This is a genomic window from Bacteroidota bacterium, assembly GCA_018816945.1.
Lineage (GTDB): Bacteria > Bacteroidota > Bacteroidia > Bacteroidales.
Window position 1 is genome coordinate 72,295 of the sequence record JAHIVC010000052.1, and the last position, 22,382, is coordinate 94,676.

Annotated in this window: 22 protein-coding genes; 19 read left to right on the forward strand and 3 right to left on the reverse strand. The window is 36.0% G+C overall.

The features are described from left to right. The first annotated feature begins 3 nt into the window (after nt 1-3). Nucleotides 4-945 (forward strand): methionyl-tRNA formyltransferase, encoded by a 942-nt coding sequence (gene fmt / locus KKG99_08010; protein MBU1012936.1) that lies wholly within the window; start codon nt 4-6, stop codon nt 943-945. A gap of 184 nt (nt 946-1,129) precedes the next feature. Then, the gene (locus KKG99_08015) at nt 1,130-1,399 is read left to right on the forward strand and encodes an HU family DNA-binding protein (protein ID MBU1012937.1); all 270 of its coding nucleotides are present in this window, start codon (nt 1,130-1,132) and stop codon (nt 1,397-1,399) included. 47 nt (nt 1,400-1,446) lie between these two features. Here KKG99_08015 and KKG99_08020 read toward each other — a convergent pair whose 3' ends face one another. Further along, a complete protein-coding gene (locus tag KKG99_08020) occupies nt 1,447-2,022 on the reverse strand; it encodes a DNA-3-methyladenine glycosylase (GenBank protein ID MBU1012938.1) in 576 nt (191 codons plus the stop codon). 9 nt (nt 2,023-2,031) lie between these two features. Next, nucleotides 2,032-3,900 carry a RecQ family ATP-dependent DNA helicase gene (locus tag KKG99_08025; protein MBU1012939.1) on the reverse strand — a complete coding sequence of 623 codons (1,869 nt, stop codon included), beginning with the start codon at nt 3,898-3,900 and terminating at the stop codon, nt 2,032-2,034. Nucleotides 3,901-4,082: 182 nt separating this feature from the next. On the opposite strand from KKG99_08025, the gene KKG99_08030 reads away from it, so the two are divergent. The 5 genes from KKG99_08030 (at nt 4,083) to KKG99_08050 (ending at nt 7,977) form a co-directional block, all read left to right on the forward strand. Continuing rightward, nucleotides 4,083-4,961 carry a YegS/Rv2252/BmrU family lipid kinase gene (locus KKG99_08030; GenBank protein ID MBU1012940.1) on the forward strand — a complete coding sequence of 293 codons (879 nt, stop codon included), beginning with the start codon at nt 4,083-4,085 and terminating at the stop codon, nt 4,959-4,961. A gap of 25 nt (nt 4,962-4,986) precedes the next feature. Beyond that, nucleotides 4,987-5,328 carry a translation initiation factor gene (locus KKG99_08035; GenBank protein MBU1012941.1) on the forward strand — a complete coding sequence of 114 codons (342 nt, stop codon included), beginning with the start codon at nt 4,987-4,989 and terminating at the stop codon, nt 5,326-5,328. A gap of 3 nt (nt 5,329-5,331) precedes the next feature. Next, nucleotides 5,332-5,913, forward strand: coding sequence for a methyltransferase domain-containing protein (locus tag KKG99_08040; protein MBU1012942.1), 582 nt, complete (start codon nt 5,332-5,334; stop codon nt 5,911-5,913). Nucleotides 5,914-6,004: 91 nt separating this feature from the next. Beyond that, a complete protein-coding gene (locus KKG99_08045; protein MBU1012943.1) occupies nt 6,005-6,709 on the forward strand; it encodes a hypothetical protein in 705 nt (234 codons plus the stop codon). Nucleotides 6,710-6,720: 11 nt separating this feature from the next. Next, entirely contained in the window at nt 6,721-7,977 is a 1,257-nt protein-coding gene (locus KKG99_08050; protein ID MBU1012944.1) for a mechanosensitive ion channel family protein, read from the forward strand. Here the strand turns inward: KKG99_08050 and idi are convergent. Beyond that, nucleotides 7,967-8,500, reverse strand: coding sequence for an isopentenyl-diphosphate Delta-isomerase (gene idi, locus KKG99_08055; protein ID MBU1012945.1), 534 nt, complete (start codon nt 8,498-8,500; stop codon nt 7,967-7,969). The genes KKG99_08050 and idi overlap by 11 nt on opposite strands. Nucleotides 8,501-8,715: 215 nt before the next feature. On the opposite strand from idi, the gene KKG99_08060 reads away from it, so the two are divergent. The 12 genes from KKG99_08060 (at nt 8,716) to KKG99_08115 (ending at nt 22,301) form a co-directional block, all read left to right on the forward strand. After that, nucleotides 8,716-9,306, forward strand: coding sequence for a TetR/AcrR family transcriptional regulator (locus KKG99_08060; protein ID MBU1012946.1), 591 nt, complete (start codon nt 8,716-8,718; stop codon nt 9,304-9,306). Between the two features lie 6 nt (nt 9,307-9,312). Then, on the forward strand, nt 9,313-10,080 hold the full coding sequence (locus tag KKG99_08065; GenBank protein MBU1012947.1) for an outer membrane lipoprotein-sorting protein: 768 nt from the start codon (nt 9,313-9,315) through the stop codon (nt 10,078-10,080). A 21-nt stretch (nt 10,081-10,101) separates the two neighbouring features. Next, nucleotides 10,102-11,325: an FtsX-like permease family protein gene (locus KKG99_08070; GenBank protein ID MBU1012948.1), complete on the forward strand. Its 1,224-nt coding sequence runs from the start codon at nt 10,102-10,104 to the stop codon at nt 11,323-11,325. A 23-nt stretch (nt 11,326-11,348) separates the two neighbouring features. After that, nucleotides 11,349-12,587 carry an FtsX-like permease family protein gene (locus KKG99_08075; GenBank protein ID MBU1012949.1) on the forward strand — a complete coding sequence of 413 codons (1,239 nt, stop codon included), beginning with the start codon at nt 11,349-11,351 and terminating at the stop codon, nt 12,585-12,587. 20 nt (nt 12,588-12,607) lie between these two features. Next, nucleotides 12,608-13,297 carry an ABC transporter ATP-binding protein gene (locus tag KKG99_08080; protein MBU1012950.1) on the forward strand — a complete coding sequence of 230 codons (690 nt, stop codon included), beginning with the start codon at nt 12,608-12,610 and terminating at the stop codon, nt 13,295-13,297. A gap of 2 nt (nt 13,298-13,299) precedes the next feature. Beyond that, a complete protein-coding gene (locus KKG99_08085; GenBank protein ID MBU1012951.1) occupies nt 13,300-14,460 on the forward strand; it encodes a hypothetical protein in 1,161 nt (386 codons plus the stop codon). A gap of 178 nt (nt 14,461-14,638) precedes the next feature. Continuing rightward, nucleotides 14,639-14,908, forward strand: a complete 270-nt coding sequence (gene rpsO, locus KKG99_08090; protein MBU1012952.1) for a 30S ribosomal protein S15 — start codon at nt 14,639-14,641, stop codon at nt 14,906-14,908. 98 nt (nt 14,909-15,006) lie between these two features. Further along, on the forward strand, nt 15,007-17,142 hold the full coding sequence (locus KKG99_08095) for a polyribonucleotide nucleotidyltransferase (GenBank protein ID MBU1012953.1): 2,136 nt from the start codon (nt 15,007-15,009) through the stop codon (nt 17,140-17,142). A 71-nt stretch (nt 17,143-17,213) separates the two neighbouring features. After that, entirely contained in the window at nt 17,214-18,077 is an 864-nt protein-coding gene (locus KKG99_08100; GenBank protein MBU1012954.1) for a sigma-70 family RNA polymerase sigma factor, read from the forward strand. A gap of 64 nt (nt 18,078-18,141) precedes the next feature. Next, on the forward strand, nt 18,142-18,798 hold the full coding sequence (locus KKG99_08105; GenBank protein MBU1012955.1) for a ribulose-phosphate 3-epimerase: 657 nt from the start codon (nt 18,142-18,144) through the stop codon (nt 18,796-18,798). Nucleotides 18,799-18,802: 4 nt separating this feature from the next. After that, complete coding sequence (locus KKG99_08110; GenBank protein MBU1012956.1) at nt 18,803-19,609, forward strand: kinase/pyrophosphorylase; 807 nt, start codon at nt 18,803-18,805, stop codon at nt 19,607-19,609. Nucleotides 19,610-19,943: 334 nt separating this feature from the next. Beyond that, a complete protein-coding gene (locus tag KKG99_08115) occupies nt 19,944-22,301 on the forward strand; it encodes a response regulator (protein ID MBU1012957.1) in 2,358 nt (785 codons plus the stop codon). Nucleotides 22,302-22,382 lie beyond the last annotated feature (81 nt).

Here is a 22,382-nt window from a genome sequence, read left to right on the forward strand (position 1 = left end):
TTTATGGGGACACCTGAATTTGCTGTTCCTTCTCTTGATATCCTGATAAAAAATGGATTTGAAATTTGCGCTGTAATTACAGCACCCGATAAACTGTCAGGTCGAGGAAGAAAGTTATCGGAATCCGCCATAAAAACCTATGCCATTTCGAATTCAATCCCCGTTTTACAACCCACCAATTTAAAAGATCCCGAATTTATCAACGATCTTAAAAAAATAAATGCCGATTTACAAGTTGTAGTTGCTTTTCGGATGCTTCCCGAGAGTGTTTGGGCCATGCCAAAACTTGGAACTTTCAACTTGCACGCCTCGCTTCTGCCACAATACAGAGGTGCTGCACCAATCAATTGGGCAATAATAAATGGTGAAACAGAAACAGGTGTAACCACATTCTTTCTGAATAAAGATATTGATACCGGAAGCATCATATTTCAGGATAACGTTGAAATTCATAAAAATGAAACCGCCGGTGAATTGCATGACACCCTGATGGTGAAAGGAGCGAATCTGGTGCTTAAAACGGTTAATGCCATAATTTCAGGGGAGTTTACATTAACTGAACAAACACTCAAAAAGGAAGAAATTAATTTACTGAAAACGGCCCCAAAAATCTTTAAAGAAATCACCCACATCAATTGGGATGTGCCTGCAAAAAACATCTTAAATCTGATTCATGGACTTAGTCCATATCCTACCGCCTATACCATGATAAAACCGGAAGGAATGGATGCCATTCAACTAAAAATATTCGAAGCTGAAATTATAAATACCAATCATCAAATTGAAATTGGCAAAATTATTTGCGACGGAAAAAGCAAATTGGAGATCGCTTGCGCTGAAGGCATGATTTTGCTAAGAGATGTGCAACTTTCGGGTAAAAAAAGGATGAAAATTGAAGAGTTTTTAAGGGGCTTTCCGATAAATAAGGGATGGATTGCCCAGTAGCTAACGATACCAAGACTTACAGAAAGTTTGAGCTTTTCGCCATAATCTGCCCATAGTTATTAACAAATACTCGGTTTTATTAACATTTTCAAGGGTTTTAGCGCATTTTACTTGATTTATTTACTTTATCTTTTATATTTGTAAGTTCTTCGATAATAATATTATTAATTAAAACATTTGAAAAATGAACAAAGCAGAATTAATTGAAGCCATGGCTTCATCATCAAACCTAACAAAAGCTGACGCAAAAAGAGCTCTTGACTCATTCATTACCGCTACTTCTGGTGCATTAAAAAAAGGTGACAGAGTTGCATTAGTAGGATTCGGATCTTTTTCTGTATCAAAAAGAGCTGCCCGCAAAGGCAGAAACCCACAAACTGGTAAAGAAATTAATATAGCAGCCAAAAAAGTAGTAAAATTCAAACCAGGCAACGAACTTTCCAAAAAAGTTTAATTGCATTGAACTGCTAAAAAAAAGACCTTGAGAACCAAGGTCTTTTTTTATTGTTTTAACACAAACCTGTAAGGCAATAAAGCGTCAGTCCCTGCATAGCCAACTCCAATTCTTGGACCGACCTCGATCTTTCTTTTCAAATTATTCAAACCTAAATCTTCAACCCAGATTTGATCTCCCTGCAAATCCAAATCATTATGGGTGGTTTTAATGCCCAAAGCTTTTGTCAGCTTACCGGGTCCATCAAAAAGCGATGACTTAGCAACTTGTTTGCCTAATCGCGATAAAATTGTTTCCATCCCATGCGTTGGCCAAAATCCCCTGATTAAAACCGCATGCGGAACATCCTCTCCTGCAGTCACAAAATTCAACAACGCATGCATTCCATAACATAAGTAAACATAAGTTCTTCCTCCCTGCATAAACATCACTTCGGTCCTGTTCGTCCTTCGGTTTTGATAAGCATGCGATGCCTTATCCCTTGCCCCGGCATAAGCTTCCGTTTCGGTGATATAACCGCCACAAACAACACCGTCAATATTCACAAACAAATGTTTACCGATTAAATCTCTGGCTATTCCAACAACATTATCTGAAAGGAAATAATTTATATCAAACTTCATAAACTATGATTAAAAATTCAGACCCAACTGTTTTCTCCAACTCAATTGATTTTTTTCGTTCACTTCAACATTCCCGTTATCCTGAAGCCAACGTACCACCCCAATCACATCATTTTCATTAAACATTTCGAGATGATCAATAATTTCCTGCAGAAAGCAAGCTTTTGTGAGCAGCAGTGGTTTTATTTGCCCTAAAATTTGTTCAAATTCGGCATTGCTTAATTTCACACGATTCCGCTTCATACACACATCACAATTACCGCATCTTTTCGAATCCCTTTCGCCGAAATAACTTAAGAGTTGCTGGCTTCTGCATTTATTATTCGTTTCGATATATGCTATCACCTTATTTAAACGGTGATTAGCAGCTTTTTTCAAACTGCTGTAGTTTTCCTTGGAAATAAAAAGATGGCTTGTATCAATTCTTTCTTTCAGAAATATTAACTGAGGTTTACTCTTTTGAGGGATATAATCAAGAATTTCATATTGTGCCAGGCGTTTTAAATATTTCACCACGGTTTGCTCATCAACAGATGCCCTTTTGGCCAATTCGATCTCGCTGATATTTGTGAAATCCTGAAATAAACCTGAATAAGAGCGAAGCAATAGTTTAATAAATAAATCGTAAAATGAATTCTCGACCTGAAATTTATAAAGATTTTCACGATTAACGACAAACCTGATTTTTGCCTGACTGTCGAACCCATCGCTTAAGAGCACATATGATTCCTTTTCAAGGAATTTTAAAGCATTGAAAACAATGAGCGGTTGAAATTTAAACCGCTCACAAAAATCGACCAACTCAAAATCAAATGCCGCTTCTTTTCCGCTTCCAACAGCCAGTTGGGTGTAATTCCCCAGAGCCTGATAAACATCCTTGATCATATTGATTGGAGGGAAGGCTAAAGCAAAATTCTTTTTCAGGTTAATGAGATCTGCATTTTCAACCAAAATGAAAGAATATGCTTCTTTCTCATCTCTCCCGGCCCTGCCGGCCTCCTGAAAATAGGATTCTAAATTATCGGGCAAATCGAGATGTGCCACAAACCTGACATCGGGTTTATCAATCCCCATCCCAAATGCATTGGTTGCAACCATAACACTATCTTTGCTCTTCTTCCATTTATTTTGTTTCTGCGATCTGCTCTTGATGTCCAAACCTGCATGGTAATAATCGGCCTTAATGTGATTCAGGTTCAGGAAATCGGCAATTTCTTTTGTTTTTCTACGGTTTCGAACATAAATAATCCCTGATCCTTTAATCCTGGAATACACCTTTAATAATCGGCTTAGTTTATCCTCTTCATGAAAAACAGAATAAGTCAGGTTAGGGCGATTAAAACTTACCTTAAACTCATTTTTTTGTTTAAATTTTAGTTTGGCCTGAATATCGTCAACCACATCAGGGGTTGCAGTTGCTGTTAAAGCAAGCGTTGGGACTTTCGGCAGATAAAGTTTAATTTCAGGAATACGAAGATAAGGCGGGCGAAAATCATAGCCCCATTGCGACACGCAATGAGCCTCGTCTACCACCAGTAAATTAACTTTTACTTTTTTTATATTCTCGATAAAAACAGGAGATTCAAGTCGCTCGGGCGAAACATATAAAAACTTGCTTCTGTTATAAATACAAGCGTTAAAGGCTAAACTCACTTCATTCTGATGCATCCCCGAATAAATTGCATAGGCACTGATCCCTCTCTGCTTCAGATTCTCAATCTGATCTTTCATCAGAGCGATCAAAGGGGTAACAACCAGGCATACTCCCTCCATCATGATGCCCGGCACCTGAAAACAGATAGACTTTCCACCTCCGGTCGGCAATAAGGCAAGCGTATCCTTTCCATCCAACACAGATTGAATGATTTCTTCCTGCATTGGTCGGAATGAAGAATAGCCCCAATATTTTATTAATGTCTTTCGCACCGAATTAAATGATCATTACTTTCTATGCTAAATTATAAAATAAAAAGAACTTAGTGGAAATCAGCATAAATTGAATAATTCCTACATTTGTTTATCCTAAAGGATAGCAACCTATTTATCACAAAAATTAAAAAATGCCTGAAAATTCAATTCTCTTTTTAATCAATGGTAAAGCCGGGCATGGTTTGCCGAAAAATTTTGAAAAAATAATAGCATCCATCCTTAAGGCACACGATATTGAATTTAAAATTTCATTTTCAGCTTATCCCGGACATCTAAAAAGCCTAGCCATTGCTGGTGTTGACGAAGGGTTTAAAACCATCGTTGTTGTAGGAGGGGATGGATCGATTAATGAAGCATTTAGCGCACTTTTATATACTGATGTAAAATTGGGAATTATACCTTTGGGTTCAGGAAATGGCCTCGCCCGACATTTAAAAATACCGATTAAGTTCGAGCAGGCACTTGCATTGATCGTTAAAGGCAATTCGAAATTAATCGACAGTGCCATCCTGAACGGCATCCCCTACCTGAGTATTGCCGGAACAGGTTTTGATGCGTTGGTAGCAAAGCATTTTGCGAAGAGTAAAACACGTGGTTTCCTGGCATATTTTACGCTAACCATAAAACATTATTTTTCTTATAAACCGATCAAGTATCAAATAACAACAGACAATGAAGATTTTAGTACCAATGCCATGCTGATTAGTTTTTCAAATTCAAATCAATTTGGATACAATATTTCATTGGCTCCTCAAGCAGTTATCGATGATGGGTTACTTGATATTTGCGTAATACAAAAACCTACTTTTTTTGCACTTCCGCTCACAGCTTATTACCTCCTTACAAAAAAGATTAATAAGAGCAAATACTATAAAAGAATCCTCTCAAAAAATACGACCATTGTTTGTAGCGGTGAATCCTTAATCAATGTAGATGGTGAATATATTGAACCTTCGAAAGAAATTAAGGTTCAAATTATGCCTCTTTCAATAAACATCCTAATTCCTTAACTTAGCGCTTGAACAAATTCTATCCATGGCAAAAAAGAAAAACATCGAAGGTGTTGTTTATTCAACCAATCCTCATTTCGACTATTTATATAAAACATCGGAGGAAATGGAAACCCTATCTCCCTCACAACAATTGCTAAAAATTGAATTTGAGAAAAAGCACCGAGGTGGAAAAACAGTCAGTATTGTTAGAGGATTCATTGGCAAAACAGCAGATTTGGAAGCATTAGGAAAAATATTAAAAACGAAATGTGGAACAGGCGGATCAGTCAAAGATGGTGAAATTTTAATTCAAGGAGATAAACGCGATCTGGTGATTAAATTATTGACTGATATGGGATATAAAACTAAGCGTGTAGGAGGATAATGGATGAAATTAGATAAAGAATATTGGAATCTTCAGTACGAGCAAAATAAATATGGATGGGATATCGGATATCCTTCTACCCCAATCAAAAACTACATCGATCAACTTACTGATAAATCAATAAAAATACTTATCCCCGGAGCAGGCCATGCTTATGAGGCCGAATATTTATATAATCATGGGTTTATAAATACTTTTGTGTTGGATTATGCAGAAAAAGCAATTACAAAATTTAAAGCAAGGATTCCTGATTTTCCTGAATCTCAAATTTTAGTTGAGGATTTTTTCAAACATGATAAACAATACGATCTTATTATTGAACAAACATTCCTCACTTCGCTACCCCGTATGATGAGAGAAGCATATTCCCGAAAAATGCATGGCTTACTTAAGGATAACGGGAAACTTGTCGGTCTGGTTTTTAACCATGAATTTTATAATGACTCACCGCCATATGGAGGAACCCCGGAGGAATACAAATTGCTGTTCAACCCTTATTTTAAACTTAAAATCTTCGAAGTTTCTTATAATTCGATTAAACCGCGTCAGGAAAGGGAACATTTTTTTATTTTAATAAAAAAGTAGAGAAATACCGAAATTGATTTTCATTGGTCTGAAAATTTATTTATATTAGCTTTAAATAACTGAAAATTACTAAGCAAATAATACTACAACTATGCAACCTAAGCACATTATTGAAACCATCGGAACTATAAAGAAAAAAGAAACTGTTGTATCCGTAAATCATGATGATTTGATACTAGAATCACTTCATCCATACCCGGGTTATAACGGCACAACCATACCGGATCAAACAAATCCAAAATCGATTTTCCTGATGATGAAATCAAAGGAAAGTGATGAAGATGTCATTCGAAAAACGGTAAGGGTAAGAAAAAAATTCTCTTCGAAATTTGATGCCTCGCCCGGAACCATAAACGTTTTCAATCAAATTGAGCCCTGCATTCGAATTAAAGATCTTGATAATTACACCATGATCCCGGAATTAATTTCCCTTTACAAGGAAGAAGGAATTGTTTTCATGAAGGGCAGGAACATTGGACCCTATGAAGGATTAATGCGTATTAAAAAGTTTTTTATTCTCGATGAAGTGAATGATGGAATTTATATTGATAGAGAAACTCCTGAAATGGGATATTTCGAAGTTCCTGTAAAATTGGATTGGGATGTTTTTGAAAAAATTACAATGGATATAAAGCATAATATTGAAAATAACAATTTCGACGTTGCATTGGGTACGTTTTATCGGAAAAACGGGTTAAAAGATGTAATTAGGATCTATGACACTAATGTATGTCTGGGCGAATGCTTATTTTTGCGGGATAAATATCTCACTGAAATTAAAAAGCATTTAAAATAAATCAACCCATAATGTTTGAACGGTATTCTAATATGTTGAAGTCGTGGCTTGAGCAGATAGGCTTAACAAGCAAAATCGCCAACGACATAACAAGTTATTTTGAATTCATAGTACTTATTTTACTCTGTCTGGCTTTATTTGTTATTATTAAACAGTTTATAAAGAAAAGCGTTCATCAACACATTAAAAGGAATCAATTTAAATGGGATGATGCTTTGGTGGATAAAAGAGTATTTATCAGGTTTGCATATTTGATTCCACTCCTTATAATTAATTTTTATTCAAAAGTAATTTTTGAAGAATATCCAATTACGCTTAAAATATTGTATGCTTTATTTCAGATTTCAGCATTGATTATTACAATGTCAATATTAAATGGGATACTGAATGCGCTTTACACGATTTATGAATCATTTGAAGTTTCAAAAGTTAGGCCAATTAAAGGTTATATACAGGTTTCAAAAATTATCATCTATGTACTTGGATTCGCTTTTTTTATTTCCATTTTACTCGGCAAAAATGGCATAGACTGGTTATTTGGATTTGGCGCTTTTTCAGCCATTTTATTATTGGTATTTAGAGATCCTATTTTGGGATTTGTTGGGGGAATTCAGCTTACTTCAAACGACATGGTTCGGTTAGGCGATTGGATTTCGATGCCGAAATTTGGAGCAGACGGAAATGTAACCGATATAACACTGACTACTGTTAAAGTTCAAAACTGGGACAAAACCATAACCACAATCCCAACTTATGCCTTGGTTACAGATTATTTTCAGAACTGGCGCGGGATGGAAGAGTCGCAAGGACGTAGGATAAAACGTTCGATCAACATTGATATGAGTAGTGTAAAGTTTTGTGACAAACAAATGTTGGAAAAGTTTAAAAAATATGATTACGTCAGAGAATATATTGAGCAAAAAAACGAGGAACTGGAAGCCTACAATAAACAATATGAAATTGACAATTCAATTATAGTTAATGGCAGGAGACAGACTAATCTGGGTATTTTTAGAGCTTATCTTAAAGTTTATTTAAGTCATAAACCCGAGATTAATACTGACATGACTTTTATGGTCCGTCAACTTCAGCCAACTGCTGATGGTATTCCGATGGAAATTTACATTTTTAGCAGGATTAAGGAATGGGTGAAGTATGAAGAAATTCAGGCAGATATTTTTGATCATATCCTTGCAGTAATACCACAATTCGAATTAAAAGTATTTCAACAGCCCAGCGGCAGTGATTTTAAAAGTATTATTTCTTAAGGCTTTTGCTTTGAAGATAATTTTCTACTTTCTCAAAAGCAATTTTAAACCATTCGGTATAATTGGCAGGATGATGGTCGATGTCATCTCTTAGCGCATTCATCGACATAAACTTCCAATCCTCTACCTCATTTTTATTAATAATCGGTTCACCATCATAGTGACCTACAAGAACATGATCAAACTCATGTTCAGTTAGTCCCTGGCCAACATTTGATTTATAAACGAAAGTAAAAGCCGGTTCTAATTCACAATCAAATCCCATCTCTTCCTGAAGTCGCTGATGGGCATTATCCATCACCTCTTCATCCAATCTGGGATGAGAGCAACAAGTATTGGTCCATAATCCGGGTGAATGATACTTCGATAATGCGCGTTGATGGATCATTAAATCCCCCTCTGAATTAAATACGAATATTGAAAAGGCACGATGCAAAGCACCTAATTCATGTGCTTCCATTTTACCCATAACTCCAACAGTGTTATCTTCCCTATCAACCAATACAACCTTCTGCTTAGCCATATGCTCTTTTTAATTTTAGGCCAAAAATAATAAAAAAGTCAAACAAATACTTCTCCCCGACAAACTACGTAATTAACCGGATGAATAATAAAAGGTTTTCTTCTAAAAAACAGTGATTTACAAACTAAATTTAAAATTTTAGTAAAAATATCTTGACAAATATCAAATAATTTATTTATTTTTGACCGACCGTTCATTCATTAATATTTTTACAAATGACTCCTCGAACACATGAACAATTTCAAAACATTCGTCTTGATAAAAAGACGCTGATCATGACTACTGCACTAGAGTTATTTGCGAACACTGGCTATCATTCGACTTCAATAAGTGACATTGCACGTAACGCTGGAATCTCAAAAGGATTGATGTACAATTATTTTATAAGCAAAGAATCACTCATAACCGAAATACTCGCGCAAGGTATTGATTCGATGGCAGAATTTTTTGACCCCAACAATGATGGGGTATTGACCGATGAGGAGATGAAAAGTTTCATCCGAAATATATTTGAATTTCTTAAAAAGGATAAGCAATACTGGAAATTATACTACGCTGTGTTTTCGCAACCTCAGGTTTATGAGTTGATCGAAAAAAAATATATTAATTTGCTTTCTGGGTTCATTGAAATACTGACAAATTATTTCAAAGCACACGGAGCAAAGGACCCCACGAAAGAAGCACTCTTGTTTGGGGCATTGATGGACGGTGTGGGCCTTAATTATGTGATGAGCCCCGACCTTTATCCAATTGATAACCTTGTTGAATTGATCCTTGAGAAATTCTGTTACATCAAAAAATATTAAGTAAAAATGAAAAAAACGAAATCAATCCTGTTTACTATTGTTTTTATAGGTCTGGTCAGCTTTTTGAACGCACAAGCGCTAACTGCTAAATCCATTATTCAGAAATCAAATGATTTATTACTTGGCGAATCAAGCTTTAGCGAAATGACCATGACAATTACACGTCCCGAATGGACAAGAACCATCAGTATGCAAAGTTGGTCTTTGGGTGAAGACTTTTATATGATTTATATAACGGTTCCGGTCAGAGATAAGGGTCAGGTATTTTTAAAAAGGGAACAGGATATGTGGAATTGGATGCCTTCAATAAATCGTGTGATTAAGATCCCACCTTCTATGATGATGCAATCGTGGATGGGATCCGATTTTTCAAACAACGATTTGGTGAAACAAAACTCAATCATTGTTGATTATACCCATCGGATTTTGGGAAGCGAAATTATTGATGGTCGGGATTGTTACAAAATCGAACTTTTGCCACTTGATGATGCAGCGGTGGTTTGGGGTAAAATTATCATGTGGATATCTAAAGATGAATTCTTTCAATTAAAAAGTGAATTTTATGATGACTACATGGAACTGGTAAATATTGCAACCTCAACTGAAGTAAAAAATATGGGTGATCGCAATTTACCTTCTGTTTTCAAAATCTATCCTGCGAATAAAGAAGGAAATATAACTGAACTTCGAATCAATCATCAGGTATTTAATATTAAGGAAGTTAATGAATCTTTTTTCTCACAACAAAACATGAAAAATATCAGGGCTAAATAGCTGTTATTTAAAACTTAAACGATGAATACATTATTAAAAATAGCCTGGCGAAATCTGTGGAGAAATAAACGCAGAACACTAATTACAAGTGCCTCTGTGTTCTTAGCCGTCTTTCTTGCCTTGTTTATGCGATCGATGCAGATTGGTTCTTACGAAATCATGATTGACAGTGTTGTGAAAGAAACGGGACACCTTCAGGTGCATGACAGCGGATATTGGGAAAGCAAATCCATCAATAATTCTTTCGAATATACAGCGGCTTTAAAAGAAGAAATCGAAAGCCACAAAAACATCAAATCCATTATTCCTAAACTTGAAACTTTTGCACTGGGATCTTATGGTCAATCAACCAAAGGATTTATGCTTCAAGGGATAGATCCAGAATTGGAAGATCCAAGAAGGAAAATTTCGAATAAACTGATAGAAGGCAGGTTTTTAAATGAAAACGATGAAGGAATAGTTTTAGCTGAAGGATTGGCGAAATTTTTCCAGATTGGAATTAATGATACATTGGTTTTGATTGGACAAGGTTATCAAGGCATTTCAGCCATTGGCATATTCCCCGTTGTGGGCATTGTGAAATATCCCATTCCAAAACTCAATAACCTGATGGCATATATGAGTTTAAGTAAAGTTCAAGAAACATTCGCCCCATATCACCCGGGTTTGGTTTCAGCACTGGTACTAGATGTCGGTGACGATAAAAATTTAGCTCTTACAGCCAAAGAAATAAATGCATCGATCGGGACAAACTATGAGGTAATGCCCTGGACAGTAATGCAACCTGAAGTGGTACAACAAATTGCCGGAGATAATGTCGGTGGAATCATCATGTTGGCAATTTTATATCTGGTTGTTGCTTTTGGCATATTGGGAACCATACTCATGATGACCATGGAACGAAGAAAAGAATTTGCAATCATGGTGGCTGTTGGGATGCATCGCGGCAAGCTTGCAATTGTAGTATGCATTGAAACCATTTTTATTGGGTTATTGGGCATCGTATCAGGGATATTGGTCAGCCTTCCATTCCTGCAATATTTATATTTTAACCCAATTCCAATCACGGGAGAAACTGCTGAATTGATGCTCGAATTCAACCAAGAACCGATTATGCCGTTTTCACTTGAAACCACCATATTTACAAATCAGGGAATTACGATTTTGGTATTGGCATTACTAACTGCAATTTACCCAATTGTCTTTGTAAATCGTTTCAAGATATTAAAAGCCATGCGTTCATAAAATAAAAATTAAAAACTATAAAAATGATTTGGTCGATAGCCTGGAGAAATGTATGGAGAAATAAGTTCAGAAGCCTGATAATTATCATTGCCGTAACCATCGGACTTTTTGGAGGTGTTGCTTCTTATGCATTTGCCGTTGGATTAATGCTGCAACGTGTTGAAGCTGCCATCAGCAACGAAATCTCAAACATACAAATTCATAATCCCGATTATTTAGTAAATGAGGAACTAAAGTTCACGATTGAAGATTCTGAGGAAATTGTGTCGCAAATAAAAATATTAGATGGCGTTAAAGCCGTTAGCAGCAGAATAAAAGCTTTGGCAATGGCAAGTACGGCAGAAACCGGAACCGGAATTATGCTAAATGGAATTGATGCTGAAAATGAAAAGCAGGTTACAAAACTTTCAGAACAGTTGATTGAAGGCGAGTACATCAATGAAGAGAACCGTATCCCAATCGTGATCGGTCAAAAACTGGCAATAAAATTAAATGCTCGATTAAAGTCAAAAATAGTCATCACGACCTCGAATACCGAAGGTGTCCTAACCTATGGAGCATTCAGGGTGGTTGGAATTTACCATACTGATAACGACATGTTTGATGAAATAAATGTTTTTGTAAGAAAATCCGAACTAGCCGATTTACTGGGCATATCAAATAGTGAAGTAAATGAAATCGCAATTTCACTTTACGATTATGACCAAAGCACACCCATTGCAAGCATTTTAAAAAATAAATTCAAAAATGAGATTCAACAAAATCAATTGGTTATTCGACCATGGACGGAAATCACTCCATCATTAAATGCAATGATTAAAATGATGGATTATTTTTCTTATATCTTCATCATTATCATTCTCATAGCATTGGCTTTTGGGATCGTTAATACCATGCTGATGGTAGTTATGGAACGATTAAAAGAACTTGGGATGTTGAAGGCAATTGGCATGAACAACAAACGCTTATTCAGCATGATTATGCTCGAAACAATCTTTCTTTCGATCGTTGGAGGGGTATTTGGCTTATTGTTTAGTTATCTGACCATTCTATATTTTGGTCATTATGGTTTAAATCTTGATTCAATGAAAGAAGGGTATAATGCCATAGGATTTAGTTCTGTTATTTATCCGAAAGCTGCATATTCATTCTACATAGGCACAACAGGTTTAGTGATCATTACGGCCATCCTCGCGAGTATTTATCCGGCACGAAAAGCCCTAAAATTAAATCCTGCCGAAGCAATTCAACAAAATGATTAATCACAATAATATATCATAAAATGGCTATTATAGAAGTTAAAAATTTGTACAAAATTTATCAGGAATCAGCAATCCCGGTTAAAGCAGTGAATGGTATTGATATTTCTATCGAAAAGGGTGAATTTACGGCAATTGTTGGTCCTTCAGGTTCCGGGAAAACTACTTTTTTGAATTTAGTTGGTGGCTTAGATACACCAACAGAAGGAGAAATTTTTATTGATGGAACAAATCTGGGCGAGCTGAAACCTAAACAATTGATCGACTACCGATTGAATAATATCGGGTTTGTTTTTCAGGCATATAATTTAATCCCTGTTCTTACTGCCCTCGAAAATGTTGCCTTTATTATGCAATTACAAGGCAAGAAAAAAGATGAACGAAACAAGATTGCAAAAAAGCTACTTGAAGACGTTGGAATTGGTGAAAAAATCAATGAACGCCCAGGCAAGTTATCTGGTGGACAACAGCAAAGAGTTTCTGTAGCAAGAGCACTGGCATCTAAACCAAAATTCATTTTGGCGGATGAGCCAACCGCGAACCTTGATTCAAAATCGACCAGCGATTTATTGGATATGATGCAAAAAATGAACAAAGAATCCCAAATCACATTCATTTTCTCAACCCATGATCAGCGTGTAATGGATAAGGCCCGAAGAATTATCACCATTGATGATGGTAAAGTGGTTAGTGATATTACAAAAGACAAATGATAATGAAACGCTCTATTTTTCTCGTGTTAATTATTATGGTTGGAGGAAATGTGTTTTCTCAAAACAAGGCTAAAAAAACCAGCCTAAATGGGTATCTTCAGTCGCTTGAAATGATTTGGATGCCTCCTTCAACTGAAAAATGGTTTACCATGAACACCATTTCAAACCGACTTGATTTTAAATGGTATCCTTCTGAACATCTTCAAACTTATGTTGCCATGCGAAACATTGCCAGTTACGGGCAAATCCCTTTCGAATTCTATCCTTACATGGCCGATCTTTCAGTTAAAGACAATGGGAAATTAAATCTCACAAAATCGATTGTCAGTGATTCATCCTATTATTTATATACTAATCTGGATCGATTTTATGTTCAATATTCAACAGGCAAGTTTGAGGCAACTATTGGAAGACAGCGAATAAACTGGGGTATAAATATGGTATGGACCCCTAACGATATTTTTAACTCGGCTAATTATTTTGATTTTGATTACACTGAAAGGGCAGGAAGCGATGCTGTCCTGATGCAATATTACACTGGCATGACTTCATCCATTCAGTTAGCCGCCAAGGTGGACAAAGATGACAAATCAACCTATGCAGTCATGTATAAATTCAACCGTTGGAATTATGATTTTCAGGTTTTAGCTGGAAAAATGAGAGATGATCTGATAATTGGTGCAGGTTGGGCAGGGCAAATTGAAGGAGCCGGATTTATTGGTGAAGGAACCTATTTTAGGGATAAAGGAAACTTCAGCGATACTACTGGTGTTTTTGTGGGTTCAGTTAGTCTGAATTACACATTCAAAAACAGTTTGATGCTTCAGACGGCAATTTTATACAACAGCGCCGAGACAATGGGAAATGCTGGTCAGCAAGGAATGTTTGCGCTTGATTTAGAGATCTCTGCAAAAAACTTTAGCAGAGCCAAATTCTCCACTTTTTTACAAGCTAGTTTTCCAATAACGCCATTAATAAATGCTTCATTCTCCGGGATGCTTAACCCGAATGATAAATCAGGATATTTCGGACCATCAGTTGATATTTCCCTAACCGATAATATTGGCATTTTATTGATAGGTCAGCTTTTTGTAGGAAAAGATCAAACGGAATTTGGTGATTATGGATCGATGTTCTTTAGCCGATTAAAATGGAGTTTCTGATGATTTGTTAATATTTATTCATAAGTCCTTAAATAACTTTTCACCAAATCAAAAAAACAATTAATTTTGCAGTCGGAAAACAATCTGGGACAATTAACATTTGTTCATAAAATATTTTGCTTTATGAATTATATTTCTTAATTTTGCAGCCCGAAAATAAGAACGTAAATAAATTAATATGTATTTAACATCTGAGATTAAGAAGAATATTTTCACGGAGTATGGCAAGTCTGATATCGATAGTGGTTCTGCCGAAGGGCAAGTTGCACTGTTTACTTTCAGAATTAAACACCTCACCGGTCACCTCAAAATCAACCGAAAAGATAAAGCAACCGAAAGATCTTTGGTTCGCTTAGTTGGTAAAAGAAGAAAATTACTTGATTATCTTAAAGATACTGATATTGAACGATACCGTACGATTATCAAAACATTAGGTTTGAGAAAGTAAAAAAAAACAAAATATTCCAGGATTAAAAGGCAATTATGAAATTGCCTTTTTTTTTCTACGCCTCTCAGAACAAAAAATATATACCAATAAAACAACATATGTCAAAATTAGGTTTATCAAAATCCTTTCAATTAGAGGATGGCAGAACCGTAACTATCGAGACCGGGAAACTTGCAAAGCAAGCAGATGGCTCTGTGGTTGTTCGCATGGATGATACCATGCTCTTAGCTACTGTTGTAGCTAACAAAGAAGCCAAAGAAGATGTCGATTTCATGCCTCTATCAGTCGACTATAAAGAAAAATATGCAGCAACCGGTAAATTTCCCGGAGGCTTTTTTAAACGCGAAGCCAGAGCATCAGATTACGAAGTATTGATCGCCCGTCTTGTAGATCGTGCCTTACGACCTTTGTTTCCTGCAGATTTTCATGCTGAAACCCAGGTCCTTATAGAATTAATATCCGGAAACGCAAATACACCTCCAGATGCACTTGCAGCATTAGCTGCTTCTGCAGCATTGGCAGTTTCGAACATTCCTTTTAATGGGCCTATATCAGAAGTAAGAGTAGCTAAAATTGATGGCAAGATGGTAATTAATCCTTCTTTTGCCGATTTAGAAAGAGCCGAACTTGAAATGATCGTAGCCGCCACCATTGAAAATATCATGATGGTTGAAGGTGAAATGAAAGAAGTTTCGGAAGCTGATATGCTAAATGCAATCAAAACAGCTCATGAAGCTATAAAAATTCAATGTCAGATTCAGTTAGATTTAGCCGCTGAGGTTGAAAAAGCAAGAACCAAACGTGAATATTGTCACGAACAAAATGATGAAGATCTTAAAACACAAATTAAGAACTTTACATACGACAAACTTTATAAAATTGCAGGCAGTTCAATTGCCGACAAACATAAACGATCCGAATTGTTTTCATCTGTCAGACAAGAATTTGTTGATACTCTTGAAGAAACAGAAGCATCTGCTAAAATGAGTTTGATTAAGCGTTATTTTCATGATATAGAAAAAGAAGCAGTTCGGAATAGTGTATTAGAAACAAGAATTAGAATTGACGGAAGAAAATTAGACGAAATCAGACCCATTTGGTCAGAAGTTGACTATTTACCTTCTGCTCATGGTTCAGCAATTTTCACAAGAGGAGAAACCCAATCGTTGGTTACCGTCACACTTGGATCAAAAATGGATGAGCAACTGATTGATGGTGCCATTATTAATGGTAAAAACAATTTCTTGCTGCACTATAATTTCCCTTCATACTCTACAGGAGAAGCCCGGCCAAACAGAGGTACTGGCCGTAGAGAAATCGGACACGGAAATTTAGCAATGCGTGCGTTAAAACATGTAATTCCTCACGGAGTAGTTAACCCATACACCGTTAGAATCGTTTCAGATATTCTTGAATCAAATGGTTCTTCGTCTATGGCATCAGTATGCGGTGGCACCCTTGCATTGATGGATGCAGGTGTAAAAATCACCAAACCTGTTTCAGGAATTGCCATGGGATTGATCGCAGATACCAATACCGGCAAATACGCTGTATTATCTGATATCCTTGGCGATGAAGATCATTTAGGGGATATGGATTTTAAAGTTACCGGTACACGTGATGGGATTACTGCCTGTCAAATGGATATTAAAGTCGACGGTCTCTCATATCAGGTACTTGAAGAAGCGCTAGAACAAGCAAAACAAGGACGTTTGCATATCTTAGGAGAAATGGAAAAAACCATTTCAACTCCACGTGAAGATTACAAACCTCATGTTCCCCGTATCGAAAAGATGATCATTCCTAAAGAATTTATTGGAGCGGTTATTGGCCCAGGTGGTAAAATCATTCAGGAATTACAGCTAACTACAAATACAACAATTGTCATCGAAGAAATTGACAATATGGGGGTAATTGATATTGTTTCTAAAAACAAAGAAGATATCGAAGCTGCTAAAAACCGTATCAAACAAATAGTTGCAATACCTGAAGTAGGCGAAATTTATCAGGGTGTTGTGAAAAACATTGTTCCTTTCGGAGCATTTGTTGAAATTATGCCGGGTAAAGATGGCTTGCTGCATATTTCTGAAGTTAACTGGGATCGACTGGAAACAGTTGAATCTGTGTTAAAAGTTGGAGATAAAATTGAAGTTAAACTGATTGGGGTAGATGCAAAAACAGGGAAGCTTAAACTCTCACGAAAAGTGCTTTTACCAAAACCAGAAAAGAAGTAATATTTTTGTAACATAATTATGAATGCCTCGTAAAATACGGGGCACGACAAAATTAATATTTCTCAAAAAAAATGCGACAACTAAAAATCACCAAACAGGTTACCAATCGCGAAACAGCTTCTTTGGACAAATACCTGCAAGAAATTGGAAAAGTAGAACTCATTACTGCTGATGAAGAAGTATTACTGGCTCAACGAATTAAACAAGGCGATAGAGCTGCTTTAGAAAAGCTTACGAAAGCTAACTTAAGGTTCGTTGTTTCAGTATCAAAACAGTATCAAAATCAAGGTTTAAGTTTGCCCGATTTAATTAATGAAGGTAATTTAGGTTTGATTAAAGCGGCACAACGTTTCGACGAAACCAGAGGATTTAAGTTTATTTCCTATGCCGTTTGGTGGATCCGACAATCAATCCTTCAAGCATTAGCTGAGCAATCACGTATTGTACGTTTACCCTTAAATAAAATCGGGGCGATCAATAAGATTAACAAAGCTTATGCAAAACTTGAGCAAAAATTTGAGCGCGAACCAAATCATGATGAAATTGCTGATTTACTTGAATGTTCGGAAACTGAGGTTAAAGAATCCATTAAGAATTCAGGTCGTCACATTTCAATGGACGCTCCATTGGTGCAGGATGAAGACAATAACATGTACGATGTTCTCAGAAACGATGAAGGCCCAACTCCTGAAACCGAACTATTGTATGATTCGCTCCGAAAAGAAATTGACAGGGCTGTTTCTACCCTTACCCCTCGTGAAGCTGACGTAGTAAAACTGTACTTTGGCTTAAATGGCGGACATCCAATGACTTTAGAAGAAATTGGTGAAAAATTTGACCTTACACGTGAAAGAGTTAGGCAAATAAAAGAAAAAGCAATAAGGAGGTTAAAACACACCTCACGAAGCAAAATACTTAAAACTTATTTAGGTTAATAGCAAAAACGTCCGATCAACCGGACGTTTTTTTTTTTACTTTTGAATCACAAAATAAATATTTATGAGCCATTTAATTGCCCCCTCATTATTATCAGCCGACTTTGGAAATTTAAAATCCGACATCGAACTCATAAACAGAAGCAAAGCCGACTGGTTTCATGTGGATGTAATGGATGGTATTTTTGTTCCAAATATTTCATTCGGTCAGCCCATTATTAAACAGATCAAAAAACACGCTCAGAAACCTTTAGACGTGCATTTAATGATTATCGATCCCGATCGGTATTTTCAAGACTTTAAAGATGCAGGTGCGGATATCCTCACCATTCATTACGAAGCCTGCAATCATTTACATCGTTCTATCCAAGCCATAAAAGCCTTGGGGATGAAAGCCGGGGTCGTATTAAACCCACATACTCCTGTTCATGTTCTTGAAGATATTATTACAGAACTTGACCTAGTTCTGCTCATGTCAGTTAATCCCGGTTTTGGGGGACAAAAATTTATTGAAAACACATTCAACAAGATTTCAAAACTTAAAAAACTGATTAAAGACAATAAAGCAAATACCCTTATAGAAATAGATGGTGGAGTTACCCTCCAAAATGCGCCTAAACTTATCAATGCAGGGGCAAATGTTTTAGTTGCCGGAAATACCGTGTTTGCTTCACAAAATCCGGAACAAACCATTGCTGAATTAAAACAAATTCAAACTTAAACCAATGCAGTTTAATGTACTTGTAGTATCGGATGGTACCGGCCGTACAGCCCAGCAAGCCCTTGATGCTGCACTTACACAATTTCCCGGAATTGAAATTAATATTATCGTCAGAGCTCACATCCGTACTAAAAATGAAATAAAAACAATTATTCGTGAAGCCATCGATGCAAATGCTTTCATCTTACACACCATTGTACAGAATGAAATCAGGCACGAATTAATTCGTGATGGAAGAATAAACAATATCGAAACCATTGATTTAATGGGCCCTTTATTGGCTCGATTGGGTCATCAATTTGAAAATAACCCGGTTCAAAAACCCGGCTTATTTCATACCCGGAATAAGGAATATTTTCAGCGTATTGATGCTATGCAGTTTGCATTTAGTCATGATGATGGGCTTCGGCACCATGAATTGGATAAAGCAGAAATTATTCTTGTGGGCGTATCGCGAACATTTAAAACGCCATTAAGTATCTATTTTGCATATAAAGGCTGGTTTGTTGCCAATATCCCGTTAATTTTAGGGATCGAACCCCCAAAAGAATTATTTGAAGTAAATCCGGAAAAGGTTTTTGGATTAACTACCACTGCTAACCGACTTTCCGCATTAAGGCAGGTAAGAGAAGAACACTTGGGTGGACAAACAGGGAATTATGCTAATCTTCAGCATGTGAAAGAAGAATTATGGTTCTCTCAACGTCTTTATGAACAGAACCCTAAATGGTCTGTCATTAAGGTAACAGGTAAATCAATTGAAGAAATTGCCGCCGATATTTTAGCTACAATTAAACCCAGAATAAGCTAAAGCAGGATTAACCGTTTTGGTGTCAAAAAATTATTTTTGCAATTTTAAAGAAATTAGGCAATTCACCTATCATCAGATATTGGAAAGCATGCTATTTTTACGAACAGATTAAAAATCCGACTTTAAAACAACAATTAACATTGAAATAAAAACCATCGACTCACGAATAAAAAATTCTGAAATAGAAAATATACGGGTCAATATTCAATCGTCAATAAAAAGAATAATTTTTCAAACTTTTTGTATAAAAAATTTTTGTGTTTATTGCGTGTACGAATATTATATCGAAATCTCTTTATAACAATTATTTCAATCTAGAAATGCATTATCTGCCATGCCTAAAATATTAATCATAGACAATAAGGAAGACAACTTAATTTCCATGAAAGCTCTTCTCCGCAATTTAATGGAGGATGTAGAAATAAGTACTGCATTCAATGGAGTAAGTGGAATTAATATTGCAAAGCAGGAGCAGCCTGATTTAATTTTACTTGATATTTTCATGCCTGAAATGGATGGATTTGCTGTATGTGAAAAATTAAAGAAAAATAAACTCACAAAACAAATTCCGATCATCATGATTACTGCTATCAAGGCAGATAAAGCTAACAGGGTAAAAGGTCTTGAACTTGGAGCAGACGCTTTCCTCAGCAAGCCCATTGATGAAACAGAACTTGTTACGCAAATCAAAGTAATGTTCAGAATTAAAGCCGCTGAAGATCACTTAAGAGTTAAAAATAAAGACTTAGAAAAGTTAATAAAGAAGCAGTCTGTTGAATTAGAAGAAATAAATGAACAATACAAATCCTTGGTTGACAACTCTTTGGAAGGATTATATATTATACAAAATGAAAGAATCCATTTTCACAACCAAAAATTTGCTGAAATACTAGGTTATAATAAAAAAACAAACTTGATAGGAAAACCTATCATGAATTTTGTTGCTCCTGAGAGCCAGAAATTAGTCAAAGAAATGGTTAAACGTAGAGAAAATGGCCAACTAGATTCGACACATTATAATTTTTGGGGATTGAAAGCTGATGGCGCAAAAATTCTTATTGAATCCTTAGGTGGAAGAATATTTATTGATGGTAATCCTGCTGTTCAAGGGGCACTTCGGGATATCACCGAAATGAGTACCCTTGATGATCAGGTTCGCAAACTTTCGAGAGCAGTTGATCAAAGTCCGATCTCAATTATAATTACCGACCTGCGAGGGAAAATTGAATATGTAAATTCATCTTTTTTAAGAACCACCGGATATAATTTGAATGAACTAATCGGGAAAAGCTCAAGTATTCTTAAAACCGGCCATACGAAAGCTGATGAATATAAAAAACTATGGCAAACCATTCTTGATGGTAATGAATGGAAAGGTCAATTTTTAAATAAACGAAAGAATGGGGAATTGTTTTGGGAAGCAGCATCCATCTCGCCAATCAAAGATCAGGATGGTATAATCACACACTTCCTGGGTGTTAAAGAAGACATCAGTGAACGCAAAAGATTAGAAAATGAGTTAATTTACGCAAAAGAAAAAGCTGAAGAAGCTGATAAACTTAAAACGTCATTTCTTGCAAATATGTCGCATGAAATAAGAACTCCCATGAATGCAATCATGGGGTTCTCAAATCTGCTTGTTGATGAAGGTATGACCATTGATGAAAGACTTGAATACGTTGACTTGATCAATAGCAACAGTAAAACATTGCTTAAACTTATCGACGACATCTTTGATATTGCCCGAATTGAAGCTGGACAATTAAATGTGACAAATTCCGATTTCGATTTTAAAAATATTTTATTAGAATTACATGCGAATTTCAATCAGTTTACCATTAAAAAAGGTGGGGACAAACTCAAATTTGAATTAGTATTTCCCGAGGTTGAATATGAGGGAAATATCCATTGTGACCCCCATCGATTAAAACAGATTCTTTCAAACCTGATCGGTAATGCAATAAAATATACAGAAAAAGGAAGTATTAAGCTTGGTTACAATATTATTCCGGCAAATGCCTCAATAACGAGGCGGCCATCCCTTCAATTCTATGTTAAAGACACAGGGATAGGGATTCCTCAAAATAAGATGCAATTAATCTTTGATCGTTTCCGTCAGGCTGATGATTCGCATACGCGTGAGTATGGAGGCACCGGGCTTGGGCTTGCAATTTCAAAAAATATTGCACAACTGCTTGGTGGCAATCTGTATGCGGTTTCAAGTGTTGGAAAAGGATCGGTATTTTATTTAACCATCCCATTGCAAGAAGGGAAAGTTGAAATGCCGCAATCGAAAATCCCTGATGCAAAGCCTCAATTGGATTGGAAAACTAAAACGTTACTTGTAGCAGAAGATGTTGAATCAAATTTCCAACTCATAGAGACACTTCTCCGAAGAACCGGCATAAAAATTATTTGGGTAAAAAATGGCGAGGAAGCCATCGCCACAGTTCAAAAAACAGAAGGAATTGATCTTATCCTTATGGATATACAAATGCCTATTTTAAATGGTTATGACGCTACTAAAGCTATTAAAAACACACATAAAAACATGCCTATAATTGCAGTAACTGCTTTTGCTCTCGAGGGTGATAAAGAAAAAATGCTTGATGCCGGTTGCGACGATTATATAGCAAAACCAATTAAATCAAAAGAACTCTATACAAAAATGGGGTGTTTTCTTGACAAATAACCTCAATTCGATATAAGAAATCATTAAAATACATACTTCCTATGTCATAAGCGTTTTAATGAATTAAGATATAAGACGTTA

Excerpts from the sequence above, each read along its gene's own strand:
- fmt (MBU1012936.1), top strand. The coding sequence starts at position 4 with ATGGGGACACCTGAATTTGCTGTTCCTTCTCTTGATATCCTGATAAAA.
- KKG99_08015 (MBU1012937.1), top strand. The coding sequence starts at position 1,130 with ATGAACAAAGCAGAATTAATTGAAGCCATGGCTTCATCATCAAACCTA.
- KKG99_08020 (MBU1012938.1), bottom strand. The coding sequence starts at position 2,022 with ATGAAGTTTGATATAAATTATTTCCTTTCAGATAATGTTGTTGGAATA.
- KKG99_08025 (MBU1012939.1), bottom strand. The coding sequence starts at position 3,900 with ATGCAGGAAGAAATCATTCAATCTGTGTTGGATGGAAAGGATACGCTT.
- KKG99_08030 (MBU1012940.1), top strand. The coding sequence starts at position 4,083 with ATGCCTGAAAATTCAATTCTCTTTTTAATCAATGGTAAAGCCGGGCAT.
- KKG99_08035 (MBU1012941.1), top strand. The coding sequence starts at position 4,987 with ATGGCAAAAAAGAAAAACATCGAAGGTGTTGTTTATTCAACCAATCCT.
- KKG99_08040 (MBU1012942.1), top strand. The coding sequence starts at position 5,332 with ATGAAATTAGATAAAGAATATTGGAATCTTCAGTACGAGCAAAATAAA.
- KKG99_08045 (MBU1012943.1), top strand. The coding sequence starts at position 6,005 with ATGCAACCTAAGCACATTATTGAAACCATCGGAACTATAAAGAAAAAA.
- KKG99_08050 (MBU1012944.1), top strand. The coding sequence starts at position 6,721 with ATGTTTGAACGGTATTCTAATATGTTGAAGTCGTGGCTTGAGCAGATA.
- idi (MBU1012945.1), bottom strand. The coding sequence starts at position 8,500 with ATGGCTAAGCAGAAGGTTGTATTGGTTGATAGGGAAGATAACACTGTT.
- KKG99_08060 (MBU1012946.1), top strand. The coding sequence starts at position 8,716 with ATGACTCCTCGAACACATGAACAATTTCAAAACATTCGTCTTGATAAA.
- KKG99_08065 (MBU1012947.1), top strand. The coding sequence starts at position 9,313 with ATGAAAAAAACGAAATCAATCCTGTTTACTATTGTTTTTATAGGTCTG.
- KKG99_08070 (MBU1012948.1), top strand. The coding sequence starts at position 10,102 with ATGAATACATTATTAAAAATAGCCTGGCGAAATCTGTGGAGAAATAAA.
- KKG99_08075 (MBU1012949.1), top strand. The coding sequence starts at position 11,349 with ATGATTTGGTCGATAGCCTGGAGAAATGTATGGAGAAATAAGTTCAGA.
- KKG99_08080 (MBU1012950.1), top strand. The coding sequence starts at position 12,608 with ATGGCTATTATAGAAGTTAAAAATTTGTACAAAATTTATCAGGAATCA.
- KKG99_08085 (MBU1012951.1), top strand. The coding sequence starts at position 13,300 with ATGAAACGCTCTATTTTTCTCGTGTTAATTATTATGGTTGGAGGAAAT.
- rpsO (MBU1012952.1), top strand. The coding sequence starts at position 14,639 with ATGTATTTAACATCTGAGATTAAGAAGAATATTTTCACGGAGTATGGC.
- KKG99_08095 (MBU1012953.1), top strand. The coding sequence starts at position 15,007 with ATGTCAAAATTAGGTTTATCAAAATCCTTTCAATTAGAGGATGGCAGA.
- KKG99_08100 (MBU1012954.1), top strand. The coding sequence starts at position 17,214 with ATGCGACAACTAAAAATCACCAAACAGGTTACCAATCGCGAAACAGCT.
- KKG99_08105 (MBU1012955.1), top strand. The coding sequence starts at position 18,142 with ATGAGCCATTTAATTGCCCCCTCATTATTATCAGCCGACTTTGGAAAT.
- KKG99_08110 (MBU1012956.1), top strand. The coding sequence starts at position 18,803 with ATGCAGTTTAATGTACTTGTAGTATCGGATGGTACCGGCCGTACAGCC.
- KKG99_08115 (MBU1012957.1), top strand. The coding sequence starts at position 19,944 with ATGCCTAAAATATTAATCATAGACAATAAGGAAGACAACTTAATTTCC.